The organism is Pseudoclavibacter endophyticus (genome assembly GCF_008831085.1).
Classification (GTDB): domain Bacteria; phylum Actinomycetota; class Actinomycetes; order Actinomycetales; family Microbacteriaceae; genus Pseudoclavibacter; species Pseudoclavibacter endophyticus.
The window spans coordinates 1,810,916-1,828,441 of record NZ_WBJY01000001.1 but is presented as its reverse complement, the minus strand read 5'-3'; the positions used below and the strand labels follow the sequence as shown (position 1 = coordinate 1,828,441).

General features: G+C 69.3%; 16 protein-coding genes and 1 pseudogene. 8 read left to right on the top strand and 9 right to left on the bottom strand.

The genetic code is table 11. The features are described from left to right. Positions 1-54 precede the first annotated feature (54 nt). The 3 genes from F8O04_RS08200 to F8O04_RS08190 all read left to right on the top strand — a co-directional run bounded on the left by F8O04_RS08200 (position 55) and on the right by F8O04_RS08190 (position 3,743). Positions 55-1,107, top strand: coding sequence for a hypothetical protein (locus F8O04_RS08200; protein ID WP_158028752.1), 1,053 nt, complete (start codon positions 55-57; stop codon positions 1,105-1,107). 119 nt (positions 1,108-1,226) lie between these two features. Then, the gene (locus tag F8O04_RS08195; protein WP_158028751.1) at positions 1,227-2,702 is read left to right on the top strand and encodes a WXG100 family type VII secretion target; all 1,476 of its coding nucleotides are present in this window, start codon (positions 1,227-1,229) and stop codon (positions 2,700-2,702) included. Positions 2,703-2,774: 72 nt separating this feature from the next. Continuing rightward, positions 2,775-3,743: a hypothetical protein gene (locus tag F8O04_RS08190; RefSeq protein ID WP_158028750.1), complete on the top strand. Its 969-nt coding sequence runs from the start codon at positions 2,775-2,777 to the stop codon at positions 3,741-3,743. Positions 3,744-3,782: 39 nt separating this feature from the next. Here F8O04_RS08190 and F8O04_RS08185 read toward each other — a convergent pair whose 3' ends face one another. Both F8O04_RS08185 and glgA read right to left on the bottom strand, forming a co-directional pair. After that, on the bottom strand, positions 3,783-4,568 hold the full coding sequence (locus tag F8O04_RS08185) for an ABC transporter ATP-binding protein (RefSeq protein WP_158028749.1): 786 nt from the start codon (positions 4,566-4,568) through the stop codon (positions 3,783-3,785). 51 nt (positions 4,569-4,619) lie between these two features. After that, positions 4,620-5,804: a glycogen synthase gene (glgA, locus tag F8O04_RS08180; RefSeq protein WP_158028748.1), complete on the bottom strand. Its 1,185-nt coding sequence runs from the start codon at positions 5,802-5,804 to the stop codon at positions 4,620-4,622. Between the two features lie 47 nt (positions 5,805-5,851). On the opposite strand from glgA, the gene F8O04_RS08175 reads away from it, so the two are divergent. Both F8O04_RS08175 and serB read left to right on the top strand, forming a co-directional pair. Then, on the top strand, positions 5,852-7,093 hold the full coding sequence (locus F8O04_RS08175; RefSeq protein ID WP_158028747.1) for a glucose-1-phosphate adenylyltransferase: 1,242 nt from the start codon (positions 5,852-5,854) through the stop codon (positions 7,091-7,093). Further along, a complete protein-coding gene (gene serB, locus F8O04_RS08170; protein ID WP_158028746.1) occupies positions 7,090-7,815 on the top strand; it encodes a phosphoserine phosphatase SerB in 726 nt (241 codons plus the stop codon). The genes F8O04_RS08175 and serB overlap by 4 nt, the downstream gene beginning before the upstream one ends. Before the next feature lie 189 nt (positions 7,816-8,004). Here serB and F8O04_RS08165 read toward each other — a convergent pair whose 3' ends face one another. The 5 genes and pseudogenes from F8O04_RS08165 to F8O04_RS08150 form a co-directional block, all read right to left on the bottom strand. Further along, the gene (locus F8O04_RS08165) at positions 8,005-8,487 is read right to left on the bottom strand and encodes a hypothetical protein (protein WP_158028745.1); all 483 of its coding nucleotides are present in this window, start codon (positions 8,485-8,487) and stop codon (positions 8,005-8,007) included. Between the two features lie 420 nt (positions 8,488-8,907). Then, positions 8,908-9,096: pseudogene (locus tag F8O04_RS15060) on the bottom strand (SDR family oxidoreductase); the annotation flags it as partial. An 8-nt stretch (positions 9,097-9,104) separates the two neighbouring features. Then, positions 9,105-9,632, bottom strand: coding sequence for a hypothetical protein (locus F8O04_RS15055; RefSeq protein ID WP_225734918.1), 528 nt, complete (start codon positions 9,630-9,632; stop codon positions 9,105-9,107). Between the two features lie 108 nt (positions 9,633-9,740). Beyond that, the gene (locus F8O04_RS08155; RefSeq protein WP_158028743.1) at positions 9,741-10,256 is read right to left on the bottom strand and encodes a hypothetical protein; all 516 of its coding nucleotides are present in this window, start codon (positions 10,254-10,256) and stop codon (positions 9,741-9,743) included. Positions 10,257-10,258: 2 nt separating this feature from the next. After that, on the bottom strand, positions 10,259-10,969 hold the full coding sequence (locus tag F8O04_RS08150; protein ID WP_158028742.1) for a beta-ketoacyl-ACP reductase: 711 nt from the start codon (positions 10,967-10,969) through the stop codon (positions 10,259-10,261). 151 nt (positions 10,970-11,120) lie between these two features. Between F8O04_RS08150 and F8O04_RS14810 the strand changes: the two genes are divergently transcribed. The 3 genes from F8O04_RS14810 to F8O04_RS08135 are packed head-to-tail and all read left to right on the top strand — an operon-like array spanning position 11,121 to position 12,549. Next, positions 11,121-11,432, top strand: a complete 312-nt coding sequence (locus tag F8O04_RS14810) for a DUF3099 domain-containing protein (protein WP_188726206.1) — start codon at positions 11,121-11,123, stop codon at positions 11,430-11,432. Further along, positions 11,429-11,692 (top strand): hypothetical protein, encoded by a 264-nt coding sequence (locus F8O04_RS08140; protein ID WP_308420184.1) that lies wholly within the window; start codon positions 11,429-11,431, stop codon positions 11,690-11,692. The genes F8O04_RS14810 and F8O04_RS08140 overlap by 4 nt, the downstream gene beginning before the upstream one ends. After that, positions 11,689-12,549, top strand: coding sequence for an SURF1 family cytochrome oxidase biogenesis protein (locus tag F8O04_RS08135; protein WP_158028740.1), 861 nt, complete (start codon positions 11,689-11,691; stop codon positions 12,547-12,549). The genes F8O04_RS08140 and F8O04_RS08135 overlap by 4 nt, the downstream gene beginning before the upstream one ends. A 174-nt stretch (positions 12,550-12,723) precedes the next feature. Here the strand turns inward: F8O04_RS08135 and F8O04_RS08130 are convergent, their stop codons facing one another. After that, entirely contained in the window at positions 12,724-15,696 is a 2,973-nt protein-coding gene (locus F8O04_RS08130; protein ID WP_158028739.1) for a fibronectin type III domain-containing protein, read from the bottom strand. A 186-nt stretch (positions 15,697-15,882) separates the two neighbouring features. Continuing rightward, positions 15,883-17,484, bottom strand: coding sequence for a ribosomal protection-like ABC-F family protein (gene abc-f / locus F8O04_RS08125; protein WP_158028738.1), 1,602 nt, complete (start codon positions 17,482-17,484; stop codon positions 15,883-15,885). Positions 17,485-17,526: the final 42 nt, after the last annotated feature.

The following is a 17,526-nucleotide window of genomic DNA, read 5'->3' as shown; positions in this document are numbered from 1 at the left end:
ACCCGCGGTCGGTAGTCTCGACGTGCTCGCCGCACCTCGACACCGGGAGTCGCTTTGTCGATCGAAGACCTCGCCGTCCATCAGCGCGCCATCGTCGACGCGTGGTGGGAGGCGATGCCCCGCAGCGGCTGGGTCATGTCGTACATCACCTGGGCCCGCGTCGTCAACGCGACGTCGCGCGACCTCATCGCCGTGCGCGACGACGGCAGCGAGGTGTACCTCGCGTTTCCCGAGCCGCTGTCCGAGCGCATCGCCGCGTACCGCGAGGCGCTGTCCGACCCCGAGGGCGGCTGGCCGATCGCGATCGAGATGCGCATGGATGCTCATGGCAGCGCCCAGATGCGCGTCGTCTGGAACGACCGCGTCTGGTTCGGTCTGCACCCGGGTGCGCCGCTGCAGCCGAACCCCGACCCGACCGTGCCCGAGGTGCCGAACGCCGAGATGTGGCGGCTCGAGCTCGAGCTCCACCCCCGCGCGGCGGATCGAGTGCCCGACTGGTGGCGATCGCTCATCGAGCTCGGCGACGCCGACAACTCGGTGCCCGGGCCATTGCAAGCGGGGCAGGCCGAGCAGACGGAGCAAGCCGGGCACTCCTCCGCCGATCCGGGCGCGGCGTCCGCCCCGGTCCCGCCGCTCGCGGTCGACGACATCGACGGCGCGCTCCGCGCTCCCGTGACGCTGCCGGCCGCCCACCGCATCATGGTCGGCGCCTGGGGCTGGGATGTCGTCTACGAGCAGGTCAACGAGACGGTCGTCGAAACCTTGCGCGGCCTCGGCGACGAGGCGCGGGGCTCGCTATTCGGCGCCGACGACGATCGGCGGCGGGATGCTGTCGACGCGGTCATCGACGCCGCCGACGACCGCGTGCGCACCGAGTTGCGTGAGGAGTGGTTCGCGGCCACGCCGATCCGCCTGCTGCGGGAGTGGAACGAACGCCACGGCCAGCCCGACCCGCAGGGCCTCGGGGCTGTCGATCCCGCGGCGCGCTTCGCCGACGAAGTCGTGCGCAGCTACCCGCTGAAGCAGGCGGAGGCACGGCTGAACGAGCTGGTGCGTGAGGTCGTCGAGCGCAACCTGCGCGATCGGCTCTTCGGCGCGGGCGCATAGCAACGGCCGCGCTCTCCCAGCGCCAGCCCGGCAGACGCCCTTCGACCGATGGGGAGTCCTCCCCACTGACAACATGCAGTCTCCCTCGTAGGCTGACCACGCCGACGAGAGGGGTCCCCATGGCCACGGGTATGTTCGGCGCCAATGTCGAGGCGCTGATGGACATCGCTCGCGACTTCGATGGGCGCTCAGAGGTACCCCGGTCGTCGGGCGGCAACGTCGAGCGAGCGATCGCCGACGTCGATTGGATCGGCAACGACGCCGACGCCTACCGCTCGTCGTGGGGCGCTTCGCTGCCCCAGCAGCTTCGCGATCTCGCCGATCTGACGTGGGACTATTCCGATCAGCTCGAACGGCATGCGCAGGAGCAGGAGGACGCGTCGAAGGCGGGCGACGGCGGCTGCCTCGAAGCGACCGGCGACTTCTTCGGCGGACTCTGGGGCGGAGCCGTCGACTTCTTCCGCGGCTTCGTGGTCGATGGACTGTGGGGCGACATCAAGGGCATCCTCGGCCTCATCGGCATGAACTTCGACGACGGCTTCTCGTGGACCTTCGGCAATTTCCTGGAGAACTGGGGCGGGCTGCTCAGCGGCCTCTCCGGCCTCATCGGGCTCGACACCGGCACGTGGAGCTTCAGCTGGGACACCTTTACGAGCTCGTGGGGCGGCATGCTCGGAGAGTTCTTCGCCGTCGACATGTGGGGTGACGACCCCTGGGGCGCGCTCGGCAAGGTCGTCTGGAACGTGGGATCCCTCTTCATCCCCGGGTACAACATCGCGAAGGTCCTCAAGTTCCTCAAGCACGCCGATGTGCCGACCCCGCACGTCGATGCCCCATCAACGCACCGCGGCGGCGACGCCGACGCGCCCACGAACCGTGGCGACGCGGACGGCCAGAGCAACCGCGGCGATTCAGACACCTCGACGACGCCGAACGCGTCCTCGACGACGCCGCCGGCGTACCGCTTCGATGATGACGGGAACATGCTCGGTCGCGGGGACACCGATCTTGCTCAGCGGACGGACATCCAGCGGGGTGACGCGTCGCTGAATCGCGACGTGACGGATCGCGGCTCGACGTTCGACCGCAACACGGTGTACGAGACGACGGATGGTCAGCGCTTCGTCACGAACGAGAACGGCCAGGTCGAGTACTCGTCGATCACGCGGACGGGTGACGACCTTTCCGGGAGCGATCGCTCCGGGATGGGCACCTCATCCCGCGACTACTGGGACCACGACCCGGGCGACCAGCGCGGACACCACAACCCCGCCTTCATGGGGGGCACGAACGACAACGTCAATCTCACCCAGCAGTCGCCCGGTGCGAACGCCGGCTCAGGTCGCGGGCTCAGCTCCGAGAATCCGCAAACGCACCAGAACATCATCGAGCAGCGCACCCAGCAATACATGCAGAACAACCCGACCGAGCCGGTCACCTGGGAGCGGCATACCGTCTATGGCCCCGACGGCCACGCAACCGGCTACAACGTTCGTGTGACCGACGACGCCGGCACTCCGATCGATGTCACGAACCGCGGCGCCGACCCGCATCTCACACCGGACGGCGACGGTTGGGTCTACATCGCCGACTAGCGTTGGTGCCGGACGTTTCGTGACTGTGCGACCGACGCCTCGCGACGGGGCGAACCATCGATCGGGAGGGCCATGGCAGGCGTAGACGGGCACAACGCACGAGACGAGGAATACCGGCGGTTGACGGTCGGGGTTCGGCAGGAGCTCCTCGCGGCGCTGCCGCCGACGAGCGAGTGGGATAACGTCAGCGTCGAATGGACGCACGTCGGCGGGACCGAGTACGTCACACCGATCAATGTGCTCGGATACGGACGGGCCTGGTCAGTCGCGACGCCGTCGGGACTCTCGTCGCGTCTGCTCGCGCTCAAGCGGTTCCTCGCGACGCCCGATCGCGGCGCGCCCGTCGCGCTCGCGGTGTTCGTATCGTCGGAGGGCGTCGACGCCGGGATCGACATGAACTTCGACCGCCGCGTGATCCTCGACACGACCGGGGCGCCCGCCTACAACCGTCCGCTCGGTGCCGAGGAGGTTCGCCCGACTCGAGACGAGTGGGTGCGAGAACTCGAACTGCACCCGCGCTCCGCCGATCGGGTCCCCGACTGGTGGCGGAGCATCCTGGCGGGCGGAGACACCGGTACCCGACCGCAGCTGCCGGACTGGTTTGGTGATCCGATGCCGCAGTCGCTCGAGGAGGCGGAATCGTCACCGCGCGTCATCCTGCCGAAATTCGAGAGGCTGCTCGAGCGCGAAGGGTACGCGGACATCGTCGACGATCTGGTCGCGGCGATCCACGCGGAGGCGCGCGCGCTCCCTGCCACCGAGCTCGACGCGATCTTCGGCCGGAACGGGCGTGCCGCGCAGACCCAAGCGCAGCAGCGCCTTGCTGAGGCCGCGACCGAAGCCATCAGCCCGCGACTTGCCGAACGCAGCGCCGACGAGGCGGCTGGGATGATTCGCTCGTGGCACAAGATCTCGCGAGCGAGCGGGCCAGATCCGGACCTCGACACGGGGGCGCAGTTGCGGGTCGCGGTCGCCGGGTTCGCGGGCCGGATCATCATGAGGCGCTTCGGCACCCTGCCCAAAGACTGGCACGTCGCCTAGCTTCGCGGGAAGACGTTCGCCGAAGCTTGCTGGGCGGCCCTAGGTCGCTCGCGCGGAGTAGCGGCCGTCTTCGTGGGCGGTGACGTGCAGGTTGACGCCGAACGTTTCGGTCAGGTTGACATCGGTGAGTGTCTCGGCGAGGGGGCCGGCCGTCACGACCGCGCCGTCGCGCAGCAGCATCCCGTGCGTGATGCCGACGGGGATCTCCTCGACGTGGTGCGTCACCATCACGACCGCCGGCGCGTAGGGACTCGATGCGTAGGACGCGAGTGAGCGCAGCAGGCGTTCGCGCGCGCCCAGGTCGAGCGAGGCGCTCGGCTCGTCGAGCAGCAGTACCTCGGGGTCGGTCATGATGGCGCGGGCGATCTGCACGCGCTTGCGCTCACCGTCGGAAAGCGTGCCGAAGGTGCGCTCCGCGAACTCCTCGAGGTGCCAGTCGTAGAGCACGTCGTGCGCTCGCTTCAGGTCGGCGTCCTCGTAGGACTCGTTCCAGCGGCCCGACACGGCGTACGAGGCCGTCATGACGGTGTCGAGCACGGTTTCGCTGCCAGGAATGCGCCGGTCGGTGGCGGTCGACGCGAAGCCGATACGCGGGCGCAGCTCGAAGACATCGGTGCGGCCGAGCTGCTCGCCGAGCACCGTCACGGTACCCCGGGTGGGATGCAACTGCGCCGCCGCGAGCGCCAGCAGCGTCGACTTGCCTGCGCCGTTCGGACCCAGCACGACCCAGCGCTGCGAAGCGTCGACCTCCCACGTCACCCCGTCGAGGATGGGACGCGTGTTGCGGACAACGGAAACGTCGGAGAGCGACAGCACATCAGCCATGACGGAAAGGGTAACGACGCCGACCCGTGCGACACGAGCGGCGCGCGGTGCTCAGCCCACGAGATCGCGATAGACGGCCTGCACGTCGGCCGAGATTCGCGACCACGTGAATTCCGTCTCGACGCGCGCCCGGCCCGCCTCGCCGTAGCGGCGGGCGCGTTCGGGATCGCTGACGACCTCGGTGAGGGTCGCCGCCAGGTCGTTCACGAATCGGTCGGGATCGATGGGGGTGCCCGTGCCGTCCTGCACCTGCTCGATCGGCACGATGCGGCCGGTGACGCCGTCATCGACGACCTCGGGGATGCCACCGGTGCCAGACCCCACGACGGCGACGCCGCACGCCATGGCCTCGAGGTTCACGATGCCGAGCGGCTCGTACACCGACGGGCAGACGAACACGGTCGAGGCGCTCAGCGCGGTCATGATCTCGGGTCGCGACAGGTGCCGGCTCAGCCACACGACGCCGTCGCGCTCGCCGCGAAGCTCCTCGACGAGGCCGGTCACCTCGCGTTCGATCTCGGGCGTGTCGGGTGCGCCCGCGCACAGGATTAGCTGTACCTCCGGCGGCAGCTGCCGAGCCGCGCGCAGCAGGTACGGCAATCCCTTCTGGCGCGTGATGCGGCCAACGAACACGACGGCCGGCCGGTCGGGGTCGATGCCAAGCTGGCGGGCTTCGTCTGGCTTGTCGCGCCGGCTCCAGACGTCGAGGTCGATGCCGTTGTACACCGTGACGACCTTCTCCGGATCGAGATTGGGGTAGGCGCGCAGGATGTCGGCCCGCATGCCGTTGCTGACGGCGATGACGCGGTCCGCGTGCTCGTAGCTGACCTGCTCCATCCAGCTCGAGAGCCGGTAGCCGCCGCCCAGTTGCTCCGCCTTCCACGGGCGCAGCGGCTCGAGCGAGTGCGCCGTGATGACGTGCGGCATGCCGTGGAGGAGCTTTGCGACGTGCCCCGCGGTGTTCGCGTACCAGGTGTGCGAGTGCACGAGGTCGGCCCCGCCGCAGTCGTTCGCGATCTCTAGGTCGGCCCCGAGGAACCCGAGGGCCGGGTTCGACTCGCGCAGCGGCTCCGGCGTCTCGTACGCGAAGGTGCTCGGCTCATCGCGTGGCTCGCCGAAGCAACGCACGACGACGTCGATGTCGCGTCGCATGGCCTTCACAAGCTCTGTGACATGCACCCCCGCTCCCCCATAGACGGCGGGCGGGTACTCGCGGGTGATGACATCGATGCGCACGGCAGCCACGCTAGTCCAGCCTCATGTTCAACCTCTAGGGTGGCGGCATGGCGCAAAAGAAGATCTTCGGAATCGTCCTAGCTGGTGGCGAGGGCAAGCGCCTGATGCCGCTGACCGCCGACCGCGCGAAGCCAGCGGTCCCATTCGCCGGGCAGTACCGACTGATCGATTTCGCCCTCTCGAACCTGGTCAACTCGGGCCTGACGAAGATCGTCGTGCTCACGCAGTACAAGTCCCACTCGCTCGACCGCCACGTGTCCGAGACGTGGCGTCTCCCGGCCATGCTGAACTCGTATGTGGCCTCGGTGCCCGCCCAGCAGCGCCTGGGAAAGCGATGGTTCTCAGGCTCGGCCGATGCGATTCGGCAGAGCCTGAATCTCATTTATGACGAGAAGCCCGACATCGTGGTCGTGGTCGGCGCCGACCACGTCTACCGCATGGACTTCGCCCAGATGGTCGACTCGCACATCGAGTCCGGCTACGGCGCGACCGTCGCCGCGATTCGCCAGCCGCTCGAGATGTCGACGTCGTTCGGCGTCATCGACATCGACCCCGACAATCCCCTGCACATCCGCGACTTCCTCGAGAAGCCGGAGAACGTGACCGGCCTGCCAGACTCGCCGGGCGAGATTCTCGCGTCGATGGGCAACTACGTGTTCGACGCGGACGCCCTCGTCGAGGCGGTCGTGCGCGACTCCGAGAATGAAGGCTCATCGCACGACATGGGCGGTGACGTCATCCCCGGCTTCGTGTCGCGAGACGACTGCGGCGTCTACGACCTGAGCCGCAACGAGGTGCCGGGCTCGACGCCGCGGGACCGCTACTACTGGCGGGACGTCGGAACCCTCGACTCCTTCTTCGACGCTCACATGGACCTGATCTCGACGCTGCCGGTCTTCAACCTCTACAACGACCGGTGGCCCATCTACTCGCAGCAGCTCAACTCGCCGCCGGCGAAGTTCGTGCGCGACGGCCGGGGCACGACGGGCACCATGATCGACTCGATCATCTCGCTCGGCGCAGTCATCTCCGGCGCCCACGTCGAGCGATCGGTGCTCGGCCCGTGGTCCCGAATCGACTCAGGATCCCTCGTCGCCGACTCCATCCTCTTCGACCGCGTCAACGTGAAGGCGGGCGCCGTCGTACGCCGCGCGATCCTCGACAAGAACGTCATCGTGTGCGAGGGCGCCTCGATCGGTCTTGACCGTGAGCACGACCTGCGCCGCGGGTTCACCGTGACCGAATCGGGCATCACCGTCGTCGAGAAGAACCGCGTCGTCGAGGCATGACGGGCTCGCAGCATCCGGGAACCGGGCTGCCGGGAACCACACTGCCGACACGGCCCGCGAACAGTGCCCCGCCACGCACGACGACGCTGCCGGCGCTCGTCGTCATGGACGTCGACTCGACGCTGATCGAGAACGAGGTCATCGAGCTCGTCGCTGACTACGCGGGCGTCACCGCTGAGGTGGCCCGCGTCACGGAGCAGGCGATGCGTGGTGAGCTCGACTTCGAAGGGTCGCTGCGCGCCCGAGTTGCACTGCTCGAGGGCGTGACACTCGAGCAGGTCGGAGAGGTGCGGCGGCGCATCACGGTCAGCCACGGCGCCCGCGAGCTCATCGACGGTGTACAGGCGGCAGGCGGGCGCGTGTGCGCCGTGTCCGGTGGTTTCCATGAGGTGCTCGACCCGCTTGCGGCCGACCTCGGGCTCGACAACTGGCGCGCCAACCGCTTCGAGGCGGTCGACGGTGTGCTCACCGGCCGCGTGTCGGGGCCGATCGTCGGCCGCGAGGCCAAGCGCGACACGCTCCTCCAGTGGGCGCGCGAGTACGGCATCGACCCCCGCGCCACGGTCGCGATCGGCGACGGCGCCAACGACCTCGGGATGATGGAGGTCGCGGGCCTCTCGGTCGCCTTCTGTGCCAAGCCGATCGTCCGAGAACGGGCCTCCGTGTCGATCACCGAGCGCGACCTCTCGCGCGTGCTGCCGCTGCTCGGCCTTCGCGGCTGAGCGGCCAGAGGGCTAGGGGAGCTCAGGGCCAGAGGCTGACGAGGTCGATGAGTGCTGGCGACGCGGCGCAGTCCGTGAGTAGAGCGGCGGCGTCGGCGAGAAGGACGAAGGAGATCACGGTGCTGTTTCGTATGCCGCCAGCATGACGGGCCAGGGTGAGCGCCGCATTGGGCGCCCATGACGGAGCTCTTATTCTGCCGTGTCGACCTCGTGCCACGACCTCGCGAGTTGCCACAGCGCATCCTGGAACGCCTCGTCCGGCTGCTCGCCACACCGGTTCAGCGACAGCGAGTACGACTCCCCGGTCGACAGCGTGTAGCCGACGTAGCCGGATCCGGACCCGGGCGGGCACGGGCTCGCCTCGTCCGTCTCGACCTCGTAGTCGCCGACGATGAAGTACTGCGACAGCAGGTCGCGGAGCGCGGCAATGCGCTGCGGGTCGTCGGAGGAGAACACCGAGTCGTCGAAGTCCGGCGTCGACTCGTAGAGCCGGTACTCGAGGCCGACGATCGTCAGATCGTCGGGCGAGGCCGTCGCCGTCGGCCGGCCGTCGTCGTTAGTTCCCTGGCCCGCGGCCTGCGCGCATGCGGCCAGGGCCGCGACGGACATCACGACGACGACGCCAGCGAGGAACGCGCGGATCGACCAGGAGAGCATGCGGTGGAGCGTCATGTCCCGACCATACGGCCGGTCCTGCGCGGCGGCGTCGCACGTCGGTGTCACCGGGGCTCCGCCCGGTGGATGAGTGCCCCTCCCCCGTGCGCCACCCGGTTACGAGCGCGGCGAGTTCGGCCTCGAAGGTCGTCTCCCCCTCGCACGAGTTCGCCATGATCGACACCGCGTCGGTCTCGTACGTCACCAGGTCGTCAGGCCGCCCTCGCAGTCGACGTGGTCGAACAGGCGCCGACGACACCGTATGCCGCGAGCAACTCTCGGAGCGCCAGGATGTCCGCCGGGTCGGCCGAGGCACAGCCCGCGAGCGTGACGGCGGCGAACGCGAGCCCCACTGCGGCCGCGACCGGGATCGCGAACCGACGCCCACCCGGGACGAGGCGCGGAGCGGGCGCCGTGCCCCGAGCATCCGAGCCATCGTCAGTGCCCCATGCCGAGACGGCCGTCGACCGGGATCACGGCGCCGGAGATGTAACGCGCGTCGTCGCCGGCGAGCCATGCCATGACCTTGGCGACCTCGTCGACGCGCCCGAAGCGGCCGGCCGGGACCGCGCCGAGGTACTCGGCCCGCGTCTTTTCCGGCAGCGTGGCCGTCACGTCGGTCTCGATACGAGGGCTCAGGGCCAGAGGCTGACGAGGTCGATGAGCTCCTGCTCGAAGGCGTTCGGGCTGCAGACCTCGATCTCGATTTCGAGCTCGCCGCCGTTCTCGAGGCTCGCGTCGACGTCGACCTCCCAGTCGTCGTCGCAGTCGTCGTCGCGGTCGTAGTCGCCGACGACGCCGTGGCGCTCGAGCAGTGCCGTCAGGTCGGCGATGTGGGCCGGGTCGGTGGTCGTGCGATCGTCGTCGTCATCGGGCTGCCCCGGCGCGTCGATCTCGTAGTCGATCGAGACGATCGGTGAGGGCAGCGCGCCCTCCCCGGTTCCGCCGCTCCCACCGGCACCGGCGGTGCTCGCTCCGTCGGTCGAGCTTGGCATCGACGCGGCGGGCATCGTCTGCGACGGCGTCGAAGCGCCTGGCGTGGCGGGGGTGTCGATCGTGAGGCCCGGTGATTCGCTTGCCGGGCCAGGCGACTCGGCGCAGCCCGTCAGGAGGGCGGCGGCGCCGGCGAGGGCGATGAAGGCGGCTGTGCTGCTGTTTCGCATGCCTTCAGCATGACGCGTCAGCGTGAGGCCGACATGGGGCGCGGATGAGCCCGTTCTCATTGGAGCGTTTCGGCCTGGCGACATCGGAGGGATCGACCGCGGGAGCGCCTAGACCCCCGTGCGCCAGCCCGTGACGAGCGCCGCGAGTTCGGATTCGAATGCCGTCTCGCCCTCGCATGAGTTCGCCGTGATCGTCACCTCGTCGGCTGCATCGGTCTCGTACGTCACCCAGGTCGTCAGGCCGCCCTCGCAGTCACTGTGGTCGAACCTGAAGTCGCCCGTGATGCCGTACTCGGCGAGCACCTCGCGCAGCTCTTCGATGTCGTCGGGATCATCGGTCGTGTGCGCCGACTGGTCGAAATCGGGCAGTGCCTGAGACTGCTGCCACGTGAGCGACGCGATCTCGGGCACCTCGTCGATGGGCACCGGCGTCATGCCGCTATCGGCGGTCGGGCCCGGGCTCGTCGTCGGATCGATCGTGGGCTCGGGATCGGCCGAGGCGCAGCCCGCGAGGGTGAGGGCGGCAAGCACGAGCCCCACTGCGGCCGCGACCGGGACCGTGAGCCGGCGCCCGCCCCGGGACGAGGCGCGGACCGGGTGTCGTGCCCTGAGCGTCCGGGTCATCGTCAGTGCCCCATGCCGAGGCCGCCGTCGACCGGGATAACCGCCCCGGAGATGTAGCCGGCGTCGTCGCCGGACAGCCAGGCGGTCACCTTGGCGACCTCGTCGACCCGACCGAACCGGCCGGCCGGGATCGCCCCGAGGTACTCGGCCTGCGTCTTCTCTGGCAGCGCGGCCGTCATATCGGTCTCGATGAAGCCGGGCGCGACCACGTTGGCCGTGATGCCTCGGCCGCCGAGCTCGCGCGTCAGCGAGCGGGCGATGCCGACGAGCCCCGACTTCGCCGCCGCGTAGTTGACCTGACCCGGCGAACCGTAGAGCCCCACGACCGATGAGATGAGCACTACCCGGCCGAATCTCGCCTTCAGCATGCCCTTGGACGCGCGCTTGATGACGCGGAAGACGCCAGTGAGGTTGGTGTCGATGACCTGCCCGAAGTCGTCCTCCGTCATGCGCAGCAGCAGGGCGTCCTTCGTGATGCCGGCATTCGCGACGAGCACCTCGATGGGGCCGAGCGCCGCCTCGACCTCGCTGAACGCGCGGTCGATGGTCGCCGCGTCGGTGACATCGGCCTGCACCGTGAGCGCACCGTCCGGCCCGCCGTCACCCGAGCGCGACGTCACGGCCACTCGATGACCGTCGGCGATGAACTGTTCGGCGATGGCGCGGCCGATGCCGCGATTTCCGCCGGTGACGAGAACGGTGCGAGTGGTCATATGGCTCCTTGACGGCATGGCCAGGTCGCTGACGGCATGGACCCGGGTCGACGGCACGCGACTGGGCGCGAAATCAACATCCTATGGGTGGCGGGCCTCGAACGACCATGGGTGGGAGTATCCTGATGGGCAGATACCAGGAGGCCCGACCGTGGCGAGGACACACGCGACGAACATCACGTCGATGCCGCAAAGCATCGAAGATGAACGCCGCTCACGCATGGTCAAATACCTCATCCTCATGGGCATCCGCGCCGCCTGTCTCATCGCGCTCATCTGGGTCCGGGGGCCATGGATGCTCGTGGTCGGCGCCGGCGCGATCTTCCTGCCGTACTTCGCGGTCGTGTTGGCCAACGCGGTCACGCCACGCCGCCGCCCGAAAGTCGACCGACCTAACGTCATCACCCCGCTGCACGCGCCGCGCGAATCCGATCGGGACGAGTCGGAGCGGCAGGCATCGTGAGTGAATTCGACCTCCTCTCTCGACTGCGCGCGGGCAAGCCGGCCTTCGACGAGCCCGTCTGCTCGAGAGCCGACTGCACGGAAGCGGCGACCCACCGGGTGGAGTGGCGCAACCCGCGCATCCACGAGGCGGGGCGCATCAAGATCTGGCTCGCCTGCGATGACCACCTCGAGTTCCTCAGCGGCTTCCTCCGGGCCCGCGACTTCCCCGTCCGGGTGCATCGCGTCGGCGACGACCTCGACGAGGCCCCGGTTCGATGAGCGGTGCTGGCAAGTGGAGGTTTGCGCTCACACGCCGATGGTTCGGGTACCTCGGCTTCGTCATCGTGTTCGCGATCGCGTGCGGGTTCCTGAGCCACTGGCAGTTCGATCGGCGCGACGAGCGGGTCGCCGCGAACCAGCACATCGAGCAGAACTACGACGCGGCTCCGGTGTCGCTCGATACGGCACTCCCCCGCCTCGACGCGTGGGATGACGGCGAGACCTGGCAGCCCGTCGTCCTGCACGGGCGATACCTTCCCGACGAGCAGGTGCTCGCGAGGGCCCGCCCGATGGACGGGATGCCGGGCTTCGAGATCCTGGTGCCGTTCGAGACGACCGACGGCACGATCTTCATCGTCAACCGCGGCTGGCTGCAGACGGGCAACGAGCAGGACCTGCCGGACGAGATTCCCCAGGCTCCGAGTGCCGAGATGACCGTCGTGGCACGCCTGCAGCCGGGCGAGCCCCAGGTGCCCGGCCGAACGGCCCCCGAGGGACAGATCGCGACGATCCACCTGCCGACCTTCGCTGATCGGCTCGGCGAGGACCGCGTCTACACGGGCGCGTACGGCCTCCTGGCCGCCGAGGAGCCACCGGCGCCCGCGGGAAAGCTGCCCACGAAGCCGGCCCTCGACGAGGGAAACCACCTGTCGTATGCGTTCCAGTGGATCATCTTCGCGGTCATCGCCGCGATAGGTCTGGTGTGGGGCGTCCGCAACGAATACCGCCACCGCAATCCCGACGACCCGGAGGTCAGGGCGGCCAGGGAGCGCGCTCTGGAGCGGGCCAGGCGCCGCGGCCCGACCGATGCCGACGAAGAGGATGCGCTGCTCGACGAGGTCGAGCGGGTGCGGTAGCCGCCAGAGCGACACGCCCGCGCGGTAGGGAGCGCGCCCGTGAGTGGACAGTTGTGCCCGGAATGGCGCGCCAATCCGGGCACAACTGCCCAGCCGGGGCGATGCGTGAACACGCCCGGGCGTGTCCGCTCACGGTGCCGTCGCCGACTGGCGGCGACGGCACCGCGGCGCCGACTACGCTCGCCGGCGTCGGGCGAGGAACAGCGCGACGCCGGCGACGAGCAGGGCGCCCGCCACGGCGACGAACGGGGCGACGGAATCTCCGCCGGTCGCGGCGAGGTCGTCACTGTCGGCCGACGGGCCTGCCGTCTGGCCAGGCTCGCCCGTCGCACCGGGGTCGCCAGTCGCACCGGGGTCGCCCGTCTCACCGGGCTGCTCCGACTCGCCGGGTCGGCCAGGCCCGTCGGTTTCCCCAGGCCCATCGGTCTCGCCGGGCCCGTCCGTTCCGTCCGTCGGCGTCGGCGTCGGCGCGCCAGTCACGGTCACGGTCGCCGTGCCGCTCGCCGTCGTGTACTCCTCGCCGTCAATGACGCTCACGAACACGGCGCGGTACTGCGTTGTCGTGGCAGGCGCGACTTCGATGGTCGCCGATGCGGTGAGGTCAGCGTTGATGGCCTTGCCCGGATCGTCGAGTGGCGCCCACTCGCCGCCGGGTGTTCGCGACTCCCAGCGCACATCGGCCGCCGGAACCGCCCAGGCGCTCGCGTCCAGCGTCGTGGCGTCGCCGTACTCGAGCGTCGAGGGCTCAGGCGAGGTCAGCACGCGGGGCGCTTGCCAGCGACCGATGACGACGATCGGGCTCGGCTCGCCCGCGCCGCTGACGCCGTAGATAAGGCCGCGGGCGGGCTCGACGGCGATCGAGCGCAGGTCCTGCCCGAACTCGGCGTCGTCTTCGCGCGTCACTTCACCCGTGCGCACGTCGACGACGCTGATGCCGCCCGACGTCTCGCCCGCGTGGCTGACGTACGCGAGCCCGGCATCCACGTCGATATCGACGCCGCTCGCGCCGGCCTCGAGCGCGATCACGTCGATCTGGGTCGGTTCTGCGCCCCTGGACGAGATGATGTGAAGGTCGCTCCGCTCACCGTCATCGACCACGACGTAGAGGTTGCCCGTGGCCTCGTCGATGCGCAGGCTGCGGATTCCCGGGGCGACCGGAATTTGCCCCGCCAGCGCGCCGGCGTCGACGTCGACGGCCGCGATGGCGCCGATGTCCAGGGCGAAGTACGCCATGGCGCTGCCACCGTCGACGCCGGCACCCACGATGCGCGAGGGCATCGGGATGTGGTCGTCGAGGTATGGGGTACCGAACGATGACGGGTTCGTCGAGTAGCCGTTGGCGCCGAAGCCGGTCTGCTCGTCGCCGAAACCGATGACGAGCAGCCCACCCTCCGCCGAGCTGTACGACATCGCGGTCACCGGGGCGCCCACCTCGAACGAGCGGACGACCTCGTCGGTATCGACGTCGATGGCCTCGATACGGCCGGCCTCGGTGCTGCGGGCGACGTAGAGGACGCCGTTGGCGGGGTCGAACGCGCTGGCGGCAAGCTCGGCGGGCGCGGTCGCGTCGAGCGAGCCGACGACACTGTGCCCCAGCGGGGCGTCAGCGGGCTCCTGGGCTGGCTCCTCCTCGATCGGCTCCTCAGGGTCGACCGGCGTGGGCGCGTCGTCCTCACCGGGAACCGCGACACCGTCCTCCGTGACGTACTTCGTGCCGTCGTCGCGCTTCGTGATGGTGAAGGCGTCGAGCACGCCGCCGACGGGAACATCCGTCGTCGACGCTTCCTCGCCGTTCCACTTTGCGGCGACGACCGATTCATAGCGCAGCGTGTCACCGTCGACCGTGACGCCCTGGAAGGTGGACGTTTGTCCCGCGCGCGCGACCTGCGTTGCGCCATTCTGGGTCCACACGTTGTGGCCTTCGGGCTGCTGGTCGTAGTACTTCGGGCCGGCGACCGACACGGCGTAGACGGGGCCGGTGGTTACGCCCGGCGTGCTCGTGGCGTCGGTGTTCACGTAGCCGCGGGCGTACGTGTGGTCGTGCCCCATGAGCACGAGGTCGATGTTGCGGCTTTGGAACACGGGCAGCCACGCCTCGCGCAGGTCACGCTCATCACGGCCGATCGCGGTCGAGAAGACCGGCTGGTGGAAGGTCGCGACCGACCACTTGCCGGGATTCGTCGCGAGCACCTCGTCGAGCCACTGACCCTGCATGTCGATCCACAGCTGCGTGGGGTTGGGACAACCGATGAGGCACGCGGGCAGATTGTCCGGCGTGAACAGGTCACGAGCCTGGCTGCGGCTCGCGTTGAGGGTGATGAACCGCACACCCTGGTAGTCGATGAAGTAGGCCGTCTCGTCGATCACCTCGGCCATGTGGGCGAGGTAGGCCGCCTCCTGGCGCTCAGCGGCGGTCGTGCCCTCATTGCCCGACCAGGTGGGGCCGTTCGGCGGGTACTCGAAGTTGCTCTTCCAGTGGCGCAGGAACGAGTCGTCGCTGTACTCGTGGTTGCCCGGCGCGGCGATCACGTTCGTCGTCTGCGTGTAGCCGTCCATGCCGTCGAACCACTCTGTCCACTCCCCCATGTTGGAGTGATTGATGAGATCGCCCGCGTTGACGGTGCCGACCGCGTCGGGGTAGTGCTCGTAGGCGGCTTCGACGACCGGGCGCCAGGTGGTATCGAGCTCGTTCTGGGCGTCACCGAAGTAGAGGAACGTGAACGGGTCGGCCGATGCCGAGGCGGTCGTGAACCGCCACGTCTCGCTCTGAGCGTCGGCGTTGCCGACGTAGTACTCGTACTCGGTGGCGGGCGTCAGGTCGTGCACGGTGACCGAATGCGTCCGCACGGGCACGCCGTCCTCACCGTCGAGCGGCTCATTCGTGTAGCCCTCGTGCACCTGCCAGTCGTCGCTGCTGCCGGCGGGGCGGAGGTGGACAGCGCCATCGATCACGTCGGCGCCCGTGCGCCACGTGAACGACTGGCCGGTCGAGGGGTCCTGCGGAGGAGTGAGGACCAGGTGGTCGGGCTGTGCGTCGTCGGCCGTTTCGGCCGCCGCGGCGGGCAGTGCCGTGCCGAGGAACAGCCCTGCGGCCACAGGAACGGCCAGCAGCGCCGCGCCAGCGCGTCGGAGTTGAGTTGAGGACATTCTGGCGATCTCCCGAGCAGTGGAGGAAGGGAAGGGTCCTGTGCACCTTCCCGGTCGCCGATGTCCGCTGGACGGTTCCCCGGTGAACCCGACATGAACCGGATGCGCGTGGCGCCCGCGAGCGCGCCGCGCGCCACCGGCAGCGTCACGTCTGAAATGCGCTGCAGCGGCTCGCGAGCACGCTCGCTAGTTCATGGCGATGAGATCGGCGTAGTCCGGGTTCCAGTGGTCCTCGACGCCGTCCGGCATGATGAGCACGCGTTCGGGATGCAGCGCCTCGACCGCGCCCTCATCGTGGCTGACGAGCACGACCGATCCCTCGTAGTGGCTCAGCGCGTCGAGGATCTGCTCGCGGCTCGCGGGATCGAGGTTGTTCGTCGGCTCGTCGAGCAGCAGCACGTTTGCGCTCGACACCACGAGCATGGCGAGCGCGAGGCGCGTCTTCTCGCCGCCGGAGAGCACACCGGCGGCCTTGTGCACGTCGTCGCCCGTGAAGAGGAACGAGCCGAGCACCTTGCGCGCCTCGGTCTCGGTGAGGTGCGACGAGACGCTCACCATGTTCTGCAGCACGCTCCGTCCGACGTCGAGCGTCTCGTGCTCCTGGGCGTAGTAGCCGATCTTCAGGCCGTGGCCCGGCTCGATCTGCCCCGTGTCGGGGTCATCGACGCCGGCGAGCATCCGCAGCAGCGTCGTCTTGCCCGCGCCGTTGAGGCCCAGGATCACGACGCGGCTGCCGCGGTCGATGGCGAGGTCGACCGATGCGAAGATCTCGAGCGAGCCGTACGACTTCGAGAGGTTGCTCGCGCGCAGGGGGGTGCGGCCGCAGGGCGCCGGGGTCGGAAAGCGCAGCTTCGCGACCCGGTCGGCCTGACGAACGTCCTCGAGGCCGGAGAGCATCTTCTCGGCGCGGCGCTGCATCTGGTGCGCGGCGGTCGCCTTCGTGGCCTTCGCGCCGAACTTGGCGGCCTGCTGCTGCAGCACGGTCGCCTTCTTCTCGATGTTCGCGCGCTCCTTCTTGCGGCGCTCCTCGTCGGCCTCGCGCTGGCGCAGGTAGTGCTTCCACCCCATGTTGTAGATGTCGATGGCCTGCCGATTCGCGTCGAGGTAGAACACGCGGTTCACCGTCTCGCCCACGAGCTCGACATCGTGCGAGATCACGATGAGCCCGCCCGAGTAGCCCTTGAGGAACTCGCGCAACCACGAGACCGAGTCGGCGTCGAGGTGGTTCGTCGGCTCGTCGAGCAACATCGTGTCGGCGCCCGAGAACAGGATGCGCGCGAGCTCGATGCGGCGCCGCTGGCCGCCCGAGAGCGTCTTCAACGGCTGGTCGAGGATGCGGTCGGGCAGCGCGAGGTTGCTCGAGATTGCGGCCGCCTCCGCCTCGGCCGCATAGCCGCCGAGCGCGTGGAACCGGTCGTCGGCCCGCCCGTACGCCTTCATGGCACGATCGCGCTCGGCGTCGGTCGCGGCCTCCGCCATGGCCTCGCCGGCCTTGAGCATCTGATCGCGCGCCTCGCCGAGGCCGCGCGCGTCCAGGATGCGCGTGCGCGCCGTCATCTCCGGGTCGCCGGTGCGGGGATCCTGCGGGAGGTAGCCGATCTCGCCCCCGCGGTCGATCGTGCCGCCCGAGGGAACGCCCTCGCCGGCGAGCACCTTCGTCATGGTCGTCTTGCCGGCGCCGTTGCGGCCGACGAGCCCGATCTTGTCGCCGTCGGCGACGCGGAAGTTCACGCCCGACATGAGCGTGCGCGCGCCCACGGTGATCTCGAGGTCATGAACGGCCAGCACGGAAACTCCTCGTGGACGACTGGTCTCGCGCGAAGGCGCGGT